The organism is Achromobacter sp. MFA1 R4, assembly GCF_900156745.1.
Classification (GTDB): domain Bacteria; phylum Pseudomonadota; class Gammaproteobacteria; order Burkholderiales; family Burkholderiaceae_B; genus Achromobacter.
In genome coordinates this window covers 3,265,471-3,279,374 of record NZ_LT707065.1, presented here as the reverse complement: position 1 = coordinate 3,279,374, position 13,904 = coordinate 3,265,471, and the positions used below count along the sequence as shown (strand labels likewise).

At 65.7% G+C, this 13,904-nt stretch carries 28 protein-coding genes and 1 pseudogene; 20 read left to right on the top strand and 9 right to left on the bottom strand.

The features are described from left to right. Window positions 1-26 precede the first annotated feature (26 nt). Genes BXA00_RS14915 through BXA00_RS14885 form a run of 8 tightly spaced genes read right to left on the bottom strand, consistent with a single transcriptional unit; the run spans window position 27 to window position 3,578 of the window. Window positions 27-296, bottom strand: coding sequence for a hypothetical protein (locus tag BXA00_RS14915; protein WP_076519194.1), 270 nt, complete (start codon window positions 294-296; stop codon window positions 27-29). Next, window positions 293-664 carry a hypothetical protein gene (locus BXA00_RS14910; protein ID WP_076519193.1) on the bottom strand — a complete coding sequence of 124 codons (372 nt, stop codon included), beginning with the start codon at window positions 662-664 and terminating at the stop codon, window positions 293-295. Before BXA00_RS14910 ends, BXA00_RS14915 begins: the two co-directional genes overlap by 4 nt. After that, window positions 648-782: a hypothetical protein gene (locus tag BXA00_RS29400; RefSeq protein ID WP_255376704.1), complete on the bottom strand. Its 135-nt coding sequence runs from the start codon at window positions 780-782 to the stop codon at window positions 648-650. Before BXA00_RS29400 ends, BXA00_RS14910 begins: the two co-directional genes overlap by 17 nt. Next, window positions 779-1,402: a crossover junction endodeoxyribonuclease RuvC gene (locus BXA00_RS14905; RefSeq protein WP_076519192.1), complete on the bottom strand. Its 624-nt coding sequence runs from the start codon at window positions 1,400-1,402 to the stop codon at window positions 779-781. The genes BXA00_RS29400 and BXA00_RS14905 overlap by 4 nt, the downstream gene beginning before the upstream one ends. Then, window positions 1,399-2,112, bottom strand: a complete 714-nt coding sequence (locus tag BXA00_RS14900) for a hypothetical protein (RefSeq protein WP_076519191.1) — start codon at window positions 2,110-2,112, stop codon at window positions 1,399-1,401. Before BXA00_RS14900 ends, BXA00_RS14905 begins: the two co-directional genes overlap by 4 nt. Further along, window positions 2,090-3,064 (bottom strand): YdaU family protein, encoded by a 975-nt coding sequence (locus BXA00_RS14895; protein WP_076519190.1) that lies wholly within the window; start codon window positions 3,062-3,064, stop codon window positions 2,090-2,092. The genes BXA00_RS14900 and BXA00_RS14895 overlap by 23 nt, the downstream gene beginning before the upstream one ends. Beyond that, entirely contained in the window at window positions 3,061-3,297 is a 237-nt protein-coding gene (locus BXA00_RS14890; RefSeq protein WP_076521962.1) for a hypothetical protein, read from the bottom strand. The genes BXA00_RS14895 and BXA00_RS14890 overlap by 4 nt, the downstream gene beginning before the upstream one ends. A 2-nt stretch (window positions 3,298-3,299) precedes the next feature. Further along, window positions 3,300-3,578: a DNA-binding protein gene (locus tag BXA00_RS14885; RefSeq protein WP_076521961.1), complete on the bottom strand. Its 279-nt coding sequence runs from the start codon at window positions 3,576-3,578 to the stop codon at window positions 3,300-3,302. 95 nt (window positions 3,579-3,673) lie between these two features. On the opposite strand from BXA00_RS14885, the gene BXA00_RS28865 reads away from it, so the two are divergent. Further along, window positions 3,674-3,847, top strand: a complete 174-nt coding sequence (locus tag BXA00_RS28865) for a hypothetical protein (RefSeq protein WP_156902807.1) — start codon at window positions 3,674-3,676, stop codon at window positions 3,845-3,847. 5 nt (window positions 3,848-3,852) lie between these two features. On the opposite strand, the gene BXA00_RS14880 is transcribed toward BXA00_RS28865, so the two are convergent. Continuing rightward, window positions 3,853-4,059: a hypothetical protein gene (locus tag BXA00_RS14880; protein ID WP_076519189.1), complete on the bottom strand. Its 207-nt coding sequence runs from the start codon at window positions 4,057-4,059 to the stop codon at window positions 3,853-3,855. Window positions 4,060-4,129: 70 nt separating this feature from the next. Here BXA00_RS14880 and BXA00_RS14875 point away from each other — a divergent pair, with 70 nt between their 5' ends. The 19 genes and pseudogenes from BXA00_RS14875 to BXA00_RS14795 all read left to right on the top strand — a co-directional run bounded on the left by BXA00_RS14875 (window position 4,130) and on the right by BXA00_RS14795 (window position 13,838). Further along, window positions 4,130-4,501, top strand: a complete 372-nt coding sequence (locus tag BXA00_RS14875) for a helix-turn-helix transcriptional regulator (protein WP_172805876.1) — start codon at window positions 4,130-4,132, stop codon at window positions 4,499-4,501. 47 nt (window positions 4,502-4,548) lie between these two features. After that, complete coding sequence (locus BXA00_RS28860) at window positions 4,549-4,911, top strand: Rap1a/Tai family immunity protein (RefSeq protein WP_156902806.1); 363 nt, start codon at window positions 4,549-4,551, stop codon at window positions 4,909-4,911. Further along, window positions 4,908-5,198, top strand: a complete 291-nt coding sequence (locus BXA00_RS14870; RefSeq protein ID WP_076519187.1) for a hypothetical protein — start codon at window positions 4,908-4,910, stop codon at window positions 5,196-5,198. The genes BXA00_RS28860 and BXA00_RS14870 overlap by 4 nt, the downstream gene beginning before the upstream one ends. A gap of 128 nt (window positions 5,199-5,326) precedes the next feature. Then, a complete protein-coding gene (locus tag BXA00_RS14865) occupies window positions 5,327-5,719 on the top strand; it encodes a hypothetical protein (protein WP_076519186.1) in 393 nt (130 codons plus the stop codon). Window position 5,720: 1 nt separating this feature from the next. Further along, window positions 5,721-6,110: a hypothetical protein gene (locus BXA00_RS14860; protein ID WP_076519185.1), complete on the top strand. Its 390-nt coding sequence runs from the start codon at window positions 5,721-5,723 to the stop codon at window positions 6,108-6,110. Beyond that, window positions 6,107-6,433, top strand: a complete 327-nt coding sequence (locus BXA00_RS14855; RefSeq protein ID WP_076519184.1) for a hypothetical protein — start codon at window positions 6,107-6,109, stop codon at window positions 6,431-6,433. Before BXA00_RS14860 ends, BXA00_RS14855 begins: the two co-directional genes overlap by 4 nt. Further along, window positions 6,430-6,606, top strand: a complete 177-nt coding sequence (locus BXA00_RS28855; RefSeq protein ID WP_156902805.1) for a hypothetical protein — start codon at window positions 6,430-6,432, stop codon at window positions 6,604-6,606. The genes BXA00_RS14855 and BXA00_RS28855 overlap by 4 nt, the downstream gene beginning before the upstream one ends. A gap of 12 nt (window positions 6,607-6,618) precedes the next feature. Next, window positions 6,619-7,797 carry a hypothetical protein gene (locus tag BXA00_RS14850; protein ID WP_076519183.1) on the top strand — a complete coding sequence of 393 codons (1,179 nt, stop codon included), beginning with the start codon at window positions 6,619-6,621 and terminating at the stop codon, window positions 7,795-7,797. 43 nt (window positions 7,798-7,840) lie between these two features. Beyond that, window positions 7,841-8,395, top strand: a pseudogene (gene bet / locus BXA00_RS29250) (phage recombination protein Bet); the annotation flags it as partial. Between the two features lie 305 nt (window positions 8,396-8,700). Beyond that, the gene (locus tag BXA00_RS14840) at window positions 8,701-9,372 is read left to right on the top strand and encodes a lambda exonuclease family protein (RefSeq protein WP_076519181.1); all 672 of its coding nucleotides are present in this window, start codon (window positions 8,701-8,703) and stop codon (window positions 9,370-9,372) included. A gap of 79 nt (window positions 9,373-9,451) precedes the next feature. Then, a complete protein-coding gene (locus BXA00_RS14835) occupies window positions 9,452-9,976 on the top strand; it encodes a hypothetical protein (RefSeq protein WP_076519180.1) in 525 nt (174 codons plus the stop codon). 88 nt (window positions 9,977-10,064) lie between these two features. Then, window positions 10,065-10,559 (top strand): hypothetical protein, encoded by a 495-nt coding sequence (locus tag BXA00_RS14830; protein WP_076519179.1) that lies wholly within the window; start codon window positions 10,065-10,067, stop codon window positions 10,557-10,559. Window positions 10,560-10,561: 2 nt separating this feature from the next. Continuing rightward, window positions 10,562-11,023, top strand: a complete 462-nt coding sequence (locus BXA00_RS14825) for a hypothetical protein (protein WP_076519178.1) — start codon at window positions 10,562-10,564, stop codon at window positions 11,021-11,023. A 4-nt stretch (window positions 11,024-11,027) separates the two neighbouring features. Further along, window positions 11,028-11,924, top strand: a complete 897-nt coding sequence (locus BXA00_RS29245) for a hypothetical protein (RefSeq protein WP_231952097.1) — start codon at window positions 11,028-11,030, stop codon at window positions 11,922-11,924. Between the two features lie 2 nt (window positions 11,925-11,926). Continuing rightward, entirely contained in the window at window positions 11,927-12,259 is a 333-nt protein-coding gene (locus BXA00_RS14815) for a DUF3307 domain-containing protein (RefSeq protein WP_076519177.1), read from the top strand. Then, window positions 12,252-13,004 carry a hypothetical protein gene (locus BXA00_RS14810; RefSeq protein WP_156902804.1) on the top strand — a complete coding sequence of 251 codons (753 nt, stop codon included), beginning with the start codon at window positions 12,252-12,254 and terminating at the stop codon, window positions 13,002-13,004. The genes BXA00_RS14815 and BXA00_RS14810 overlap by 8 nt, the downstream gene beginning before the upstream one ends. Beyond that, on the top strand, window positions 12,994-13,341 hold the full coding sequence (locus tag BXA00_RS14805; protein WP_076519175.1) for a hypothetical protein: 348 nt from the start codon (window positions 12,994-12,996) through the stop codon (window positions 13,339-13,341). Before BXA00_RS14810 ends, BXA00_RS14805 begins: the two co-directional genes overlap by 11 nt. Further along, complete coding sequence (locus BXA00_RS14800; RefSeq protein ID WP_076519174.1) at window positions 13,334-13,582, top strand: hypothetical protein; 249 nt, start codon at window positions 13,334-13,336, stop codon at window positions 13,580-13,582. The genes BXA00_RS14805 and BXA00_RS14800 overlap by 8 nt, the downstream gene beginning before the upstream one ends. Further along, window positions 13,569-13,838: a hypothetical protein gene (locus BXA00_RS14795; protein ID WP_076519173.1), complete on the top strand. Its 270-nt coding sequence runs from the start codon at window positions 13,569-13,571 to the stop codon at window positions 13,836-13,838. The genes BXA00_RS14800 and BXA00_RS14795 overlap by 14 nt, the downstream gene beginning before the upstream one ends. The last annotated feature ends 66 nt before the right edge of the window (window positions 13,839-13,904 follow it).

The window sequence follows — 13,904 nt, the reverse complement described above, 5'->3', positions numbered from 1 at the left end:
TGCGCGCTGGTCGGAATCCCGACTTTTTAAGTTCTGGCCTCGGCCAAGCGGCTGGCAAAAGCCACCGGGCTACGCTCCGGCAGCGCTTCGCGGGGCTGCTGGGTGGCCTCGGTCCAGAACTTGATGATCGTCTCGCCGTCCTGGTGGCGGGGCTCGGCGCCCTGCATCCACCCCATCATCGTGCCCCTGGGGATCCGGGTGTAGGCGGCCACGTCGTGCAGCGTGTAGCCCTCGCTGCGCAGGGTCAGGAACACGCGGTTCCAGTCGATGGGCGGGGCGGGCGTGATGGGCGTCATGCGTCGACCTCCAGGCGGCGCCAGTTGTCCACCGTGCTGACGGCGTGCACCAGGGGCCGCTGGGCCTGGGCGGCACGGGCAGCCGCGGCGCGCAGCCACCGGTCCAGGCGGTATGGCTCGGCGTGCAGCGGCTTGCGCTCACGGCTGGGCGCGGGCACGCCCTCGGGCATGCTGGCGAAGCGCTGCAGGTATTCGATGCTCGCGCCGCGCTCGGGCAGCGGCCAGCCGGTGATGCGGTGGATGGCGGCCACGGCTTCGGCCTCGGTCGCGGCCTTCTTGGCGAAGCGGTAGCCCATGCGGCGCAGCTTCGTCGCGGCCTGAGTGCGCGCTTTGCTGGCCGCGATGATTTCGTCAGGAGTTCTGGGCATCGTCGTCTCCGTACTCTTCGGCTTCGCGCCGGTATGCCGCTGCCTTCGCCCAGATCGCCAGGAACGCGCACAGGGCGATGAAAGCCAGAACGGCCAGGGTGATCTGCCACCAGGTCATGCTGCACGCTCCTGTGCGACTGCCCAGTCCAGCACGGCGAGGGCGTCGGCGTCGTTGTCGGTTTCGGGACGGAAGCCACGGGCGCGGGCCTGGGCGACCATGGCGGCCTTGTCCGCCCCACCCTTCCCCGTCCAGTGGCGTTTTACCGTCTGGACGTTCGTTCCGACAAGCTCGATGTTGCGGCGATCGGCGGCCATTTCCACCAGCGCGCGGAAGGCGCCGTAGCAGTGGGCATCCCGGACGCCGGCGTGAAAGCTGACGTGTTCGTAGGCGATGCGCTGGACGTGGTGCAGATCCAGCACCTCGGCCAGCCAAGACTGGAAGCGCAGCCACCGTTGGCCGTCCGTCCACGACTTGCGCGGCGCAAAGCTCTGCGTGCCGTGCACGACCTTGCCGTCGCGCTTGCGCACCGCGTAGCCCGTCTTCGTGCCCAGGTCCAGCGCCAGGATGCAGACGTTGACCGACGCGGCGGGCGTCTCAGGGGCGAACAGGCCGGCCTGCGCCACGTCCAGCCCGAGGGGCGGCGAAACGTGCGCGCGCGCGACGGTGGGCGACAGAGCGGTGCCCGCGAACGGCTCGTAGGCTTCCAGGTCGGGCTGGGAAAGGATCGTGTCGTTCATGCGTCCCTCGAGTAGGTCGGTTCGGCGATGGCGGCCTGCGCCATGCGGATGATGGTGGGAGTGAAGGTTCCGCCCTTCTCGGCGCACTCGATGATTCGGTGCGCCCATGCGCGGTGGTCGGTGATTGGGCCGAGAAGTCCCTTGCCGGTTTTTTCCTTGATTTCGCGCAGGAAGCTCTGCGCCTCTTCGCGGGTAGCCACGGTGCCGCCCGGTGCGACCAGCGCGAGGCTGGGAGCTGGCACGGGTTCCCAGCGGCCTTGGGCCATGATGTCGCGTAGGGCGTACTCCCAGCGGGTCTTGATCGCTTGCCAGCCCTGGTTCAGCAGGTCGTGCTGACTGATCCGCATGGCTGCCCAGTAGACGGCCGGGTGGGTCCATGTGCCGGGCTCACCACGCGCTCGGGCGGACATCCCGGCCACGGCTTCGTGATACGCCGCTTCCGGGTTCAGCGTCGGGCGGCATAGGCCCAGGAACTCGGGCAGCGTGGGCGGGAAGGTGCGGCCGCGGCAGGATGCCAGCCCGCGCTGGATTTCCTCGGCGCTGTAGCCGGCGATTTCCTCGGCCCAGACCTCGGCAAGCCTGGCGGGCGCGATGCCGTCCCACTGCTGGGCGAACTTCAGGCCGTACAGCGCCTGCATGCGCTCGATGAGCCGGGCGGCCCATGCCACGGGCAAGACGCGCGCGGCGTCAGTCGTGTGTGCCAGTTGCATCGATGACTCCCATGTCGATTTCTCGGGGTTGGCGGTTGTCGGCTTGGCCGATCACGGCTTGCAGCTCGGCGTTCCAAGCGGCGCGGCGTTCGGTGGTGGTGGCCGGACGTTCGGATCGTTCCGGTACGCCTTGCGCAGCGCGTTCGCGTTGCGTCTCCAGGACCCGGGCGAGATACGGCCAGGTCATCGGGCTGGGCGCGGTCTTCGATGTGCGGGCGGCTTCCAAGCCGGCCATCGCTTCGTCGGCGGTCAGGCCTTTGTCGACCCAGGCACGCAGGACCGGGTTGCCGGGGTTGGCATCGGCGAGACCCTGGGCCCGCAGCAGCTTGGCCATGGCGCCGTAGGGCGTCGGGGTGGTCAGGTATTCGCCGGGTTCTGCCCCGGACCTGTCACGCGATCCTGGTGGAGATGATGGGGGCTCCCCCCCTATTGGTTCTTGGTTATTGGTTATTGGCTTATGGATAGCCGTTGCGTCACGCGTGACAGGTGGCGTGACAGGTGCGTGACCGGCCTTGCTTTCTACGCGTGACAGTTCTTCCTGTAACTCTGCCGTTGCCGTGTCCCAGGCCGGCGTGATTCCGTGACCGCGCAGGGCTTCGAACAGGTCGGCGCGGCGTTGCCGGTGGCGGCGCTGGCGCTCCTTTTCGTTCTCGCGTTTGGTGTCTCCGCCCTCGGTCTTGCCACGGCTGCGGCTCAGTTCTTCCTCGCAGCGGCGGTGCATCCAGCCGTCTTCTCCGGGGCTGAAATACTCGTCCAGGATCGTGTCGATCGCCTTCTTTTCGGCCGGGCTCGATGCTCGGGCGAGGCGGTACACCTGGCGCTTTTCGACGGGCAACGGCTGCTCGTGCAGGTAGTACAGGTCGATCAGCCGACGGTAGGCGCCGTCCTCAATCATCGTAAGGTGCGCCGTGTCCTTCAGGTAGTCCCCGATGTGGTGCGGGTAGTAATTCATGCGGCCGTCCTATAGGCAAACGGCTTGCGCACCAGCTCGTGAAAGAGGTGGCACGCTTGCGGGTCGTGGTCCAGCTCGGCGCGCGATTCAACGTGGCACACGCGCCGGATGTAGTCGGCGGCTTCGTCCGGATTGCGGGCGCTGCAGAAGGCCAGGAACTCAGGATTGCGGCACAGGCTCCCGGCCAGGCGGGCAATGCGGCCGCCCTTCGCTTGCGGGTTGGCGGCTCTCATCTTCAGGGCCGCCCGCATTCGCCCATGCCAGCGCGCACGCAGTAGCAGGCCGTGCCCACCTGCGCGCCATAGGCCAGGAAGTCCAGGTACTTGCGCGTCGTTATCACCATGGACAGGCATTCGATCGCGGCATCGATCTTGTCGATCGTCAGGCCCATCTGGCCCGATAGAAAGCGGCTCACCTGGGAGTCATCCCAGCCGAGACGGTCACGCACAGCTGCTCGCACGCTCGGATCGGTCAACGCCTGACGAAAGGCGCGCTCCATCGAGGGCTTTTGCATCTGGAATTGCACCGGTGCAGGCGCGTTCATGGTGAAACATCCTTGTTCAAAAAGAGCTGCGTGCTGATGCACGCGGGGCCGCGCAACATGGCGGCATGGAAAAACTGACCGAAACCGAAAAGCTGCTGCGGCACGCCGAGCAGATCGCCCGCCGAACCTTCACGGAGCCCAGCGAACAGGCCGTGCTTGATGTGTTCGAAGCCCTGCTTGCCGAGCGCGACCGCATGACGTGGGCGACCGATGGGCGCGAAGGCGCCACGGTGCATTGATGCCTTCATGCGGCTTCCTTGTTCGTGGGCAGCGGGTCGCCGAGCAGCGCGCCGGGCAGCAGCTTCCGGGCGATTGCAGCGACAACGCGGTCCTGCAGGCGCGGCGGCAGATCCTCCGGCCACTGGTAATAGGCTTGCGGCGTGATGCCCATTGCTTGGGCGGCGGCCGCGGTAGTGCCGCCAAGCAGTCGGGTAGCGTCAGTTTTCTTCATGGGCCAATTAAAGCATTCTTTATTTATCGGAGCAACCATGCTTTGTCCGAATGAAAGTACGCTTGCGCCCATGAAAAGCACGTACGGGTCTCGATTGGCCGAAGCGCTGCGCCTAGCCGGGCGTGAGCGCCAAGAACTCGCGGCCGCCATTTCGGTGAGCGTCCAGGCCATCGGCCAGGTGATCATGGGAAAGACGAAGGCGCTGACCGCCGAGAATTCGGAGCGCGCCGCGCGGTATCTGGGGGTGAACCCCTACTGGCTCGCCACGGGCGAAGAACAGCCATATATGGCGCCGTCAGCGGGATGGCCGTTCACCGCCGTAACCGTGGAACAATGGAACGCGCTCAGCGATTCCCAAAAGGGTCGCGTGGAAGGTTTCGCAGAAGGCGTTCTGAAAGAATCCATAGGTGTCAAAAGCCCTGGCGCCCCGCGCGCGGCTTAGGCCTGAATGGATAAAGCTGGTCTGGTCCTGTGAGGAACAAGAAGCAAATGGGTAAAAAATCGCTCGTAGCAGCTTTTGCACTCTCGACGGTGTTTTGTCATCTTGGCGCCGTGGCTTCCGACTTTGATAACGGAAATGTTTGGCTCGAAAGGTGCAAATCCAAAGACCCCACGCATACCCTTTCCTGCATGTCATTTGTCGCCGGCTTCAGCAATGGAGTTACCGCCCAGGCAATAGGGAGTCACGCACCGAAGATTTATTGCCAGCCGGAAGGAGTGACGTACGGGCAGTCTGCGGACATCTGGGTGAAGTACATGCAGGAGAACCCTTCTCAAAGACATTCTTTGGGCGGCGTGCTATTCATGCTTTCACATATCCAGGCATTCCCTTGTCCTGCAGGGAAAAAATGAGCCTCGCCGAACTCATCGCGCCCTATGTGGCGCTTCCGTCTGCCGCCTTCATTCTGTGGCTTGCCTTCGGCGACCTGTTTTCCGCCAGCAAACGAGCGCTGCTATTCGCCGAGTGGAAACGCGCGCCGGTCGCCCAATCGCTCATCCTGCTGGCCGGCCTATCGCTGGCCATGTTCTTCGTCTGGATTGGCACGCACGGTAGCGTCGGCAGCGGGCACTTCGGCTGGGTCTCAGCCGTCGGCCTGATCGCTGGGTTGGCAATCCCGAGAAAGCCCCGAAGGGCATAAACGCCAACTGCACCGCCCTCCCGGGCGGTTTTTTTTGCGCTTTTGATAAAGCATGCTTGTTTTCTAAAAGAAAGAATGCTTTAATTTCTCCCATGCACTCACCACCCGGTGAGCAAACGGGAGAAACCATGAACCGCACTCGAATCGAACGCCGCGCCGCGCGTATCGGCGCTGTCGGCCGGGCATACCTGCTGAGCGTGTCGAAGCTGCGCGCCGTTGTGCGCGACTACTCGCGGGACCGCATCGCGGGCTACCGCATCAATCCGGCGAACCGCCCCAGCGCTCAGGACAAGGTGTTCCAGGCGCGCAAGTTCTGGTTTGGCGACCAGTTCAGTGAGCCGGCCAGCCCTGCCGATCGTGCTGCGCTGCGCGTGGCGTGCGACATGGGCTCGGATTTCCTGGCCTTCCGTGCCAAGTGGATGCCCGGCTATTTCCTGCGCCTGCTGGCGAGCCGCCGCGCTCCGACCGTGCCGCGCGCTGGTGTCTTGGCTGCTGCCTACGAAAACGAAGGGCGGAACTGACATGGCCAACCTCGCCTACCCCACTCCCTGCGGCACGGCCGCGATCATCCCGCCGCTGACGGAGACGCAGCGCCGCACGGCTGCCCTGCGCGAAATGGACGCCGACCTGCACCGCGTGCTGATTCAGGACCTGATGGTGGTCCGCCAGCACGAAGCCGACCAGCGCGCTGCCGAGGCGCTGTATGCGGCGACGGAGGCCCGGCCGGCTGCCGAGCTGGCGTTTGCGATGGCCGTGGCTTCGTCGGTGCGCGGCGACGAGCTCGCCGTTGTCGGCGCGCACTTCCGCCAGTGGGCGCTGCTGGCCCAGGGCCATCTGGTTTCGGATCTGGTCGACCTGTGCGACGACGGCCAGCGCGTGACGTTTGCCCGCCGTGGCTGGAGCAAAGCATGACGACGAAACACACGCCCGGAAACTGGACCGTCGGCAAGACGGGCGGCGCCGTGGTGTCCGACCAGCCGTTGCCCAACTACAGCATCAACGGCGGGCACGACCATGTCGACTACTACGGCGGCCACTTGATCGCCGAAAGCATCTGGCGCGCAGAGGACGCCCGCCTGATCTCCGCCGCGCCCGACCTGGTGGAGGCGCTTGAGGCCGAGGAAGAATGGCGCGGCCGAGAAGCCGCCGGCGAGCTCGACCCCGAATGGGACTACGACACGATGGTGGCGGCCAAGCGCCGCGCCGCCATCGCCAAGGCCCGAGGTGCCCAATGATCCGCCGCCTCCTGCGCGACCGCGACGCCCGCCTGTCCGCGTTCATCGTCGCCGCCGTCCTGACCGCCCTGCTCTTCGGCTACGGCGACCGCCAGCAGCGCGACGAGCAGGCCCAAACCCTTACCGCCCAGGACGGCGGCCGCAAGACTGCGGTTGCCGCCCGCCAACCCTGAGAGACCACCACCATGACCACAGTTGCAGACGAAGTGCTGGACGCGCCCGCCGCGCTCGCCGAATTCAACCCCGTGCATAAGGGCCTGGCCGAGCTGCGCAAGGAACTGGCCGGCGTGCAGTTCGACGTCACTACCACGGCCGGCGACAAGGCAGCGCGCGCGGCGCGCTCGCGCTGCGTCACCATTCGCACGTCGGCAGACGCCGCCTACGAGGGCTGGAACAAGCCGATGCTGGCGAAGCAGCGCGAAATGCGCGCCATCCTGGCCAAGATCAAGGATGAGGTGAAGGCCATCGAAGAGCCGATCGACGCCCAGATCAAGGCGGAAGAGGCGCGCAAGGCCGAAATCAAGGCGGCGAAGGAAGCGGCCGAGCTGGCGCGTCAGCAGGCGATCCAGGAGCGCCTGGACCATATCCGCGCATTCGCCACCAGCGCGGCCGGCCTGCCGTCGGCGGAGATCGCCGCCATGCGCGACACGCTGGCCGAGTTTCCGTTGACCACCGAACTGTACGAACACCGCGCCGGCGAGGCCATGCAGTTGCACGCCGAAGTCGTCGCTAAGCTGGACCAGATGCACGGGGCCGCGCTGGCACAGGAACAGGAAGCCGCCCGCCTGGCCGCTGAGCGCGCCGAGCTCGAGCGCCAGCGCCAGGAGCAGGAAGCGGCTGCCGCCGCCGCCCGCAAGGCAGAAGACGAGCGCCTGGCGAAGGAGCGCGCGGAGCTGGAAGAGCAGCAGCGCCGCCTGCAGGCCGAGCGCGAGGCCGAGAACGCCCGCCAGGAAGCCGCGCGCGCCGAGCAGGCCCGCAAGGATGCCGAAGCAGCCGCGGCGCTCAAGAGCCAGCAGGATGAGGCGGCGGCCGCGCTGCGCGCCCAGCAGGAAGAAATCGACCGCCAGCGCCGCGAGTTCGAAGAGCAGCAGGCCGCCGCGCGCCGCGTTGAGCAGGAAAAGGCGGAAGCCGCGGCCCGCGAGCAGCAGGAAAAGCAAGCCGCCGCGCGCGCCGAAGCCGAGCGGGCCGAACGTGCGCGCCAGGAAGAAGCCGCGCGCCGCGAGCGCGAGAACTTCGAGAAGGATGGCCCGGGCGCCACCGCCATCGCCCATGCCGTCGCCGAGCATTTCGGCGTCGACGTGCAGGTCGCCGTCGCCTGGCTCACGGAATTCGACGCCGCGAGCGTCGAGCAGATCACCGAATAACCACCCCTATACGCCCGGCCGAGTCTCGGGCAAGGAGAACCACATGGCAGCCGCCCTTACCGTCAGCAACTTCACTTCCTCCCTGGCCACGAAACTCGCCGAGCGCTTCGGCATGGACGCCAACCCGGAAATCATCGACGTCCTCAAGAAGACCGCCTTCAAGGGCGACGTGTCCGACGCGCAGATGGGCGCGCTGCTGGTCGTCGCCAACCAGTACGGCCTGAATCCCTGGGTCAAGGAAATCTACGCATTCCCGGACAAGGGCAGCATCGTGCCGGTGGTGGGCGTCGACGGCTGGGCGCGCATCGTGAACGACCATCCGCAGTTCAACGGAGCCGAGTTCGATATCGCCGACGACGGCAGCAAGGTGACGTGCACGATCTACCGCAAGGACCGCGAGCACCCGACGCGCGTCACCGAGTATCTGGCCGAGTGCAAGCGCGAGACGCAGCCCTGGAAGTCGCACCCGCGCCGCATGCTGCGCCACAAGGCGTTCATGCAGTGCGGCCGCTTGGCCTTTGGCTTCACGGGCATCTACGACCGCGACGAGGCCGAAGCCATTGTCGAGAAGGACATGGGCGCCGCGCAGCAGGTGCCGCGCACGGCGCAGCAGTTCGCCGAGCAGGCCAAGCCGCAGCCGGCCGCCGAGGTGGACCGCGAACAGGTTGTGCGCGACTTGGAAATGATCGCGCGCAGTGACGACCCAGCGGAGAAGCGCATCGCCGACCTTGAGAGCGCCTGGAAGGGGTTGACCAAGGACGAGCGCGCCGCTGTGGGAGCCGCAGAGATCAAGCGCCTCAAAGCCCTGGCTGCCGCCGAAGACGCCACGCCGGCGCCGGTGCAGCAGGACGGCGCGGCAGCCACGCAAGCCACCGACGACAACCCCTTCGATGGAGTTGACGAATGAATGCGCCCGCCGAACAACGAACCGAGGAATGGCGTCAGGAGCGCGCCGGCAAGATCACGGCCAGCAACTTCGGCGCCGCGATCTCCATCACCCCCGGCGAGGGCGTCTACAAGACCGGACCGCGAAAGGGCCAGGTGAAGGTTCCTGAACCGACCCTGGAGCGCACCCGCCTGATGCGCACGCTGGCATTCGAGCGACTGGCCGGCATCCCTAAGCGCGAGGTCGGCGCGAAATCCCTTTCCTGGGGCCGTGACCTGGAAGATGCCGCCAAGGAGGCCTACATGGTCGACACCGGCGCGCTGGTTGAGGATAGCGGCTTCGTGCTGCACCCCGTGCACACGTTCATCGGTGCCAGCCCGGACGGCCTCATCGGCACGGACGGCGGCATCGAAATGAAGTGCCCGCACGACGAACAGGTGCATATCCAGACCTGGCTGGAGGGAATGCCGAAAGACCACGTTGCCCAGGTGCAGGGAAACATGCTCGTGACCGGCCGCCAGTGGTGGGACTTCATCAGCTACGACCCGCGCATGACCGAACCCTGGCGCCTGTACGTGCAGCGCATCCCGCGGGACGACGCCTACATCAAGACCCTCCTGACCGGGCTGCTGCAGTTCGAAGCCGAGCTGCGCGCGATGGTCGACACCCTGCGCCGCAAGGCCGCCTGATCTCCCCAGGGCGGCGCCTCACCAACGGAGGCATCCCCGGCGCCGCCCGCCTTATTTCCCCACCTGGAGCAACCCGAGCATGCAAACGAACTTCCAGCTTGACCGCCAGAGCGTGACCTTCACCAACATGCGCATCCGCGCGGAACTGCAGGACGAGAACCCCTTGCCGGACATCGACCTGTTCTTCCAGGCCCGCATGGGCAACGACTCGCTGGCGCTGCTGGCGCCCGACATGCGCTCGCTGCTCTACAAGAAGGGCGACCAGCAGACCACGGACGGATCGGAACCGGGCCTGACCGTGCTGCGCTTTCCCGAGCTGGGCCGCCAGCGCATCAAGAAGGAAATCATCGGCGCCGAGGTCACCGTGCACTACGGCGTCGGCGAGTCGAACGGCAAGTCCACCGACATCGTGATCGCCGAGGCCATCGTTGATCGCTTCTTCGTGGATCCGATGGAAGGCGGCACGATCATCCTGGGCTGGCGCGTGCGCGGCAAGCCGACGGGCGAAGAAAACGGCCGGCTGACCCTGATACTGGGCCGCGAAACCACGCTGACGGTGGTACCGCCCGAGGAAAAGCAGGGCTCGCTGGGCCTGGACCAATAACCCCTTTCGGCCGGCCCGGCGGCGGGACTCCCTCCCCCACCCCCCCCGCACCGCTGCCGGTGCCCGGCCACCTGATAACGAGAAGACCATGAGCAAACGCTACGGACGGAACCAGAAACGGCGCGCGCGGGAACGCATCGCGCAGCTGGAGTCCGCTTACGCCAGGGAACAACAGCTGCTCGCGCACATCCGCGGCGATCTACGGTCTGCCGAAGACGTGATCGACCATGCGCGGTCCGTGCTGGGGCACGACGTGGCGCTGCCTCCCGTCATGCGCGGCAATCATCCGCATCCGCTGGGCGGCGACTTTGTGATGGCAGTGCCCTGCCGCATCGACGAGCCGATGCCGCTGACGCTCGACATGAAGGTCATCCAGATGCGTCAGCTCCTGGCCGGCCTGGAATATCAGGACTACCGTCCCGCCCTGCACTTCTACGTGAAGCTTGATGACGGCCACGCGGCGTATGTGATCGACGAGCGCGACTTCGCACAGATGCACCGCGATGAACTCGCCGCCACATTGCACGGGCCTATCGCTAAAGCCCTTGCGCGTCTGCTCGCTGACCATCTGAAAGGCCGTTGACCATGACCCACGCCCGCAAGCCCCGCCGCAAGCAGTACCGTCCGCGCGCCGTCCGCGCGCCCATGCTCGTCGCCACCGACCTGGTGCTGCGCCCTCTTGAAGCCATCATCGACCAGATCAACCGCGACGGCACGGTCCACACCGACGCCAAGGGCATCCCGCAATTCCGCGCGGGCGACGGCAAGTGGTACGAGTCCGCCGGCGCAATCGAGGGCGTTATCTGGCATTTCGAAATGTGGTGCACCCGGCACGGCCGCGCGCTGCCCCTGGAGCCGCTGCGCGAGCTGCACATCGCCCTGAAGTACCTGGTGCCGATCCGCGCCGAGACGATGGCAGGCCTGGCCACCACCATGCCCGCCCTGCGCCGCGCCATGGCCACCGCTGACCCGGACGACCAAACCGACCTTCTTCTGCAAACCCAGATCCGCGCCGAGCTCGACGCCGCGCGCGCCACCGGAGCGTGAACAAATGACACAACAATGGAAGTTGGTCCCGGTTGAGCCGACGCCCGAGATGTGGGCTGCCGTCAACAAGCTGGATGACGAAATGGCCGCTGGTGCCTACGATGGCAAGGGCGCGTCCATCGAGCAAGTCTGGAACTGCTTGGTGGATGCCGCCCCTGGTGCGCCGGCTATTGATGGCTGGCTAGATATCGCCTCTGCGCCGAAGACAGGGCGCACGCTGCTGCTCGGGTACTGGAACTCGCACGGAAAGTGGCGCACGGTTCGCGGACAGTGGATGTCTGCTGAATACATCGGCCGGGAATGGGAAGACCCGGATGGGGTCGAGGCAGGGTGGTTTGAAACAGCCGTCGAAGCAGATGACGAGCCAAATTGCTGGCCGGTCAACCCTTCTCACTGGCAACCCATGCCGGTGCCTCCCTGCCTTACCTGCAATGACCAGGGCGCGGTCGGCAACGTCTTGAACGCCCAGCCGTGCCCGGATTGCCCCCCTCCCGCCAGCGCACAGGACGATGCGAAGGACGAGCAGGTAGCGTTTGAAGCGTGGGGGATGGCTGGCTGCGAAATGGTCGATGACCCGCAAAGCGGCCGGTTCGACATCGCACGCCATTGCGCGTGGGAAGCCTGGAAAGCCCGCGCTTCCGTTGCCGACCCCGCTGCTGGCGATGCGCTGCGCCGGACGGAAATGTATCGCCTTGAGCGCGACTACGAGCGCGCCAAGAACGAGCGCCTAATCGCGATTCTGGTTGGCATCCACAACCTGACGCTTCCGGCACCGGTTGAGGTGGACGGCAAGACCTACGTCTTCACGCCGCCGGAAGCCGTCGAGATCCTGCGCGGGCTGTCTGATCGAATCCGCGCAATACCCGGCGAGATTGCAGCCTCTCAGCAGCAGGAGGGGTAGACATGGCCGAAATGATCTTCCTGCTCGTCGTCGCCCACGCGCTCTGCGACTACCCGCTGCAAGGCGATTTCCTGGCCCGCGCCAAGGACCGCAACACCAAGCTTGGCAAGATGTTCTGGCCGCACGCCCTCTTCGCCCATTCCATGATCCATGGCGGCGCGGTCCTGCTGATTACCGGACTTCTGCCCCTGGCTATTGCCGAGGTCATCATTCACGCCGTCACCGACTGGCTGAAATGCGAAAAGCGGATTGGCCTGAACACTGATCAGGCAATCCACCTGCTCTGCAAAATCGTCTGGGCGGCTGTTGCTGCCTTTGGAGTTCTCCATGTCTAACAACACCCCAGCCCCGGCGCATGAAGCTGTGCGTAACGAAGCGATCGAAGAGTATTTCTGGAACAGGATGTGGCTAAAGACCCCGGACAACGTAAAACTTTTCGAGGCCGGATTCGACCACGCCTACGCCCTGCTGTCCAAGCTGCGCGCCCCTGTAGCCGATGAGCGGGACCGTAACGCCACTATCAGCGAAGTGGTTGGCCTGTGCAACCGCATCCCCGGCGCTACCACATGGAACGCCGCTGAGTTCATGTACGACGAAATGCACCGCCGCGCCGCGCTGGCAAGCGCCCCTGTAGCCGGGGAGGCGCAGCCGGTGGCGTGGTTCCGCAAGACCGATATCACCGAGTGGACGGACACCGAGCCGGAAACCGATGGCTGGACGCCGCTGTATGAGCATGCCGCGCCCCAGGCCAGCGAGGCGGTGCGCCAGCAGCGCGCCGGGGACGTGGTCGCTGTCTTGGTCTACAGGAGCAAGGGCAGATCTGGTGTACACGGCCAAACCATCGGCGCCGACGGCGCGGGAGAATTTGCCGTGCTTTATCGCGGCGACGAATTTGCAGCGCTCGTGAAGGCCAACGAGGAAATCCGCGCGCTGGAAGCCGCCGGCCATCGTCTTGACTTTGCCGAGATCATCCACGGCGAAGGATATTCCGGCCCGATGCTTCGGCAGGAGTACGTGACCCGCGCTGCCCTGTCCGCGCAACCGGGCGCGCAGAAGAACGGAGGCAGCGATGCAGAGTGACCGCGAATTGCTGGAGCTGGCGGCCCGCGCAGCACTTGGACGAACCAGCATCCCCGACCAGCACATGGAAATGGTTCGCAGAGGCTGGAATCCCTTGGAAGACGACGCAGCTGCCATCCGCCTTGCTGTTCGCCTGTACATGACAGTTCAGCGTAAGACAGACCGGGCCATAGCCCACGCTGAACACCCCATGTGCACCAGCACTATAGAAGTGCCATTCCTGGCCGAAGACCAGGGCGAGTTCATCGGCGTGCGGAGAGCGATTGTGCTGGCGGCTGCGGAAATTGGAGCTGCCCAGGCCCACCCCGACCACAAGGACGGAGGCCGACATGGCTGACATGAACCAGAAGATCGAGCGACTGAAGGGGAAACTGTCGCTCGCCGTAGACCTTTTGCGCCCATTCGCTGCCGAGCTTGCCGAGTGGGAGGGCCTTGGCTGTCCCGACGACTTCCGCCCCACCTGGGCCGATTTCTATAGCGGCGGCGAGGCCAAGTTCACCTACGGCGACCTGATGCGGGCCGCGGCTTTTGTGGCTGCAAATGACCACAAGGACGGAGGCGCAAATGGCCAGGATTGAACAGACTTTCCGCACGGCATACCGAGCTCCCACGCGCGGCCGCACGTATCTCAATCCCCGGTCGGCGGCGAAAGCAGAAGCCGCCGCGATGATCCAGGACAGATACCCGACCGAGCACGCGGAATATGAAGACGGCCATTGCTACCACCCCGGCTTTCACTGGAGCAGCGACGAGCGCCTAATGCGCGTCCACAAGCGGCTGGCAAGGTTCATCCTTCGCGCTTTGCGGCGCGCCACCGACAACAAGGAGCAGTAATGGCACACGCAGCCCAACACCAAGCACCGGCCGCGGCGCCGAAGGAGCAATGATGCGACGGGAGAA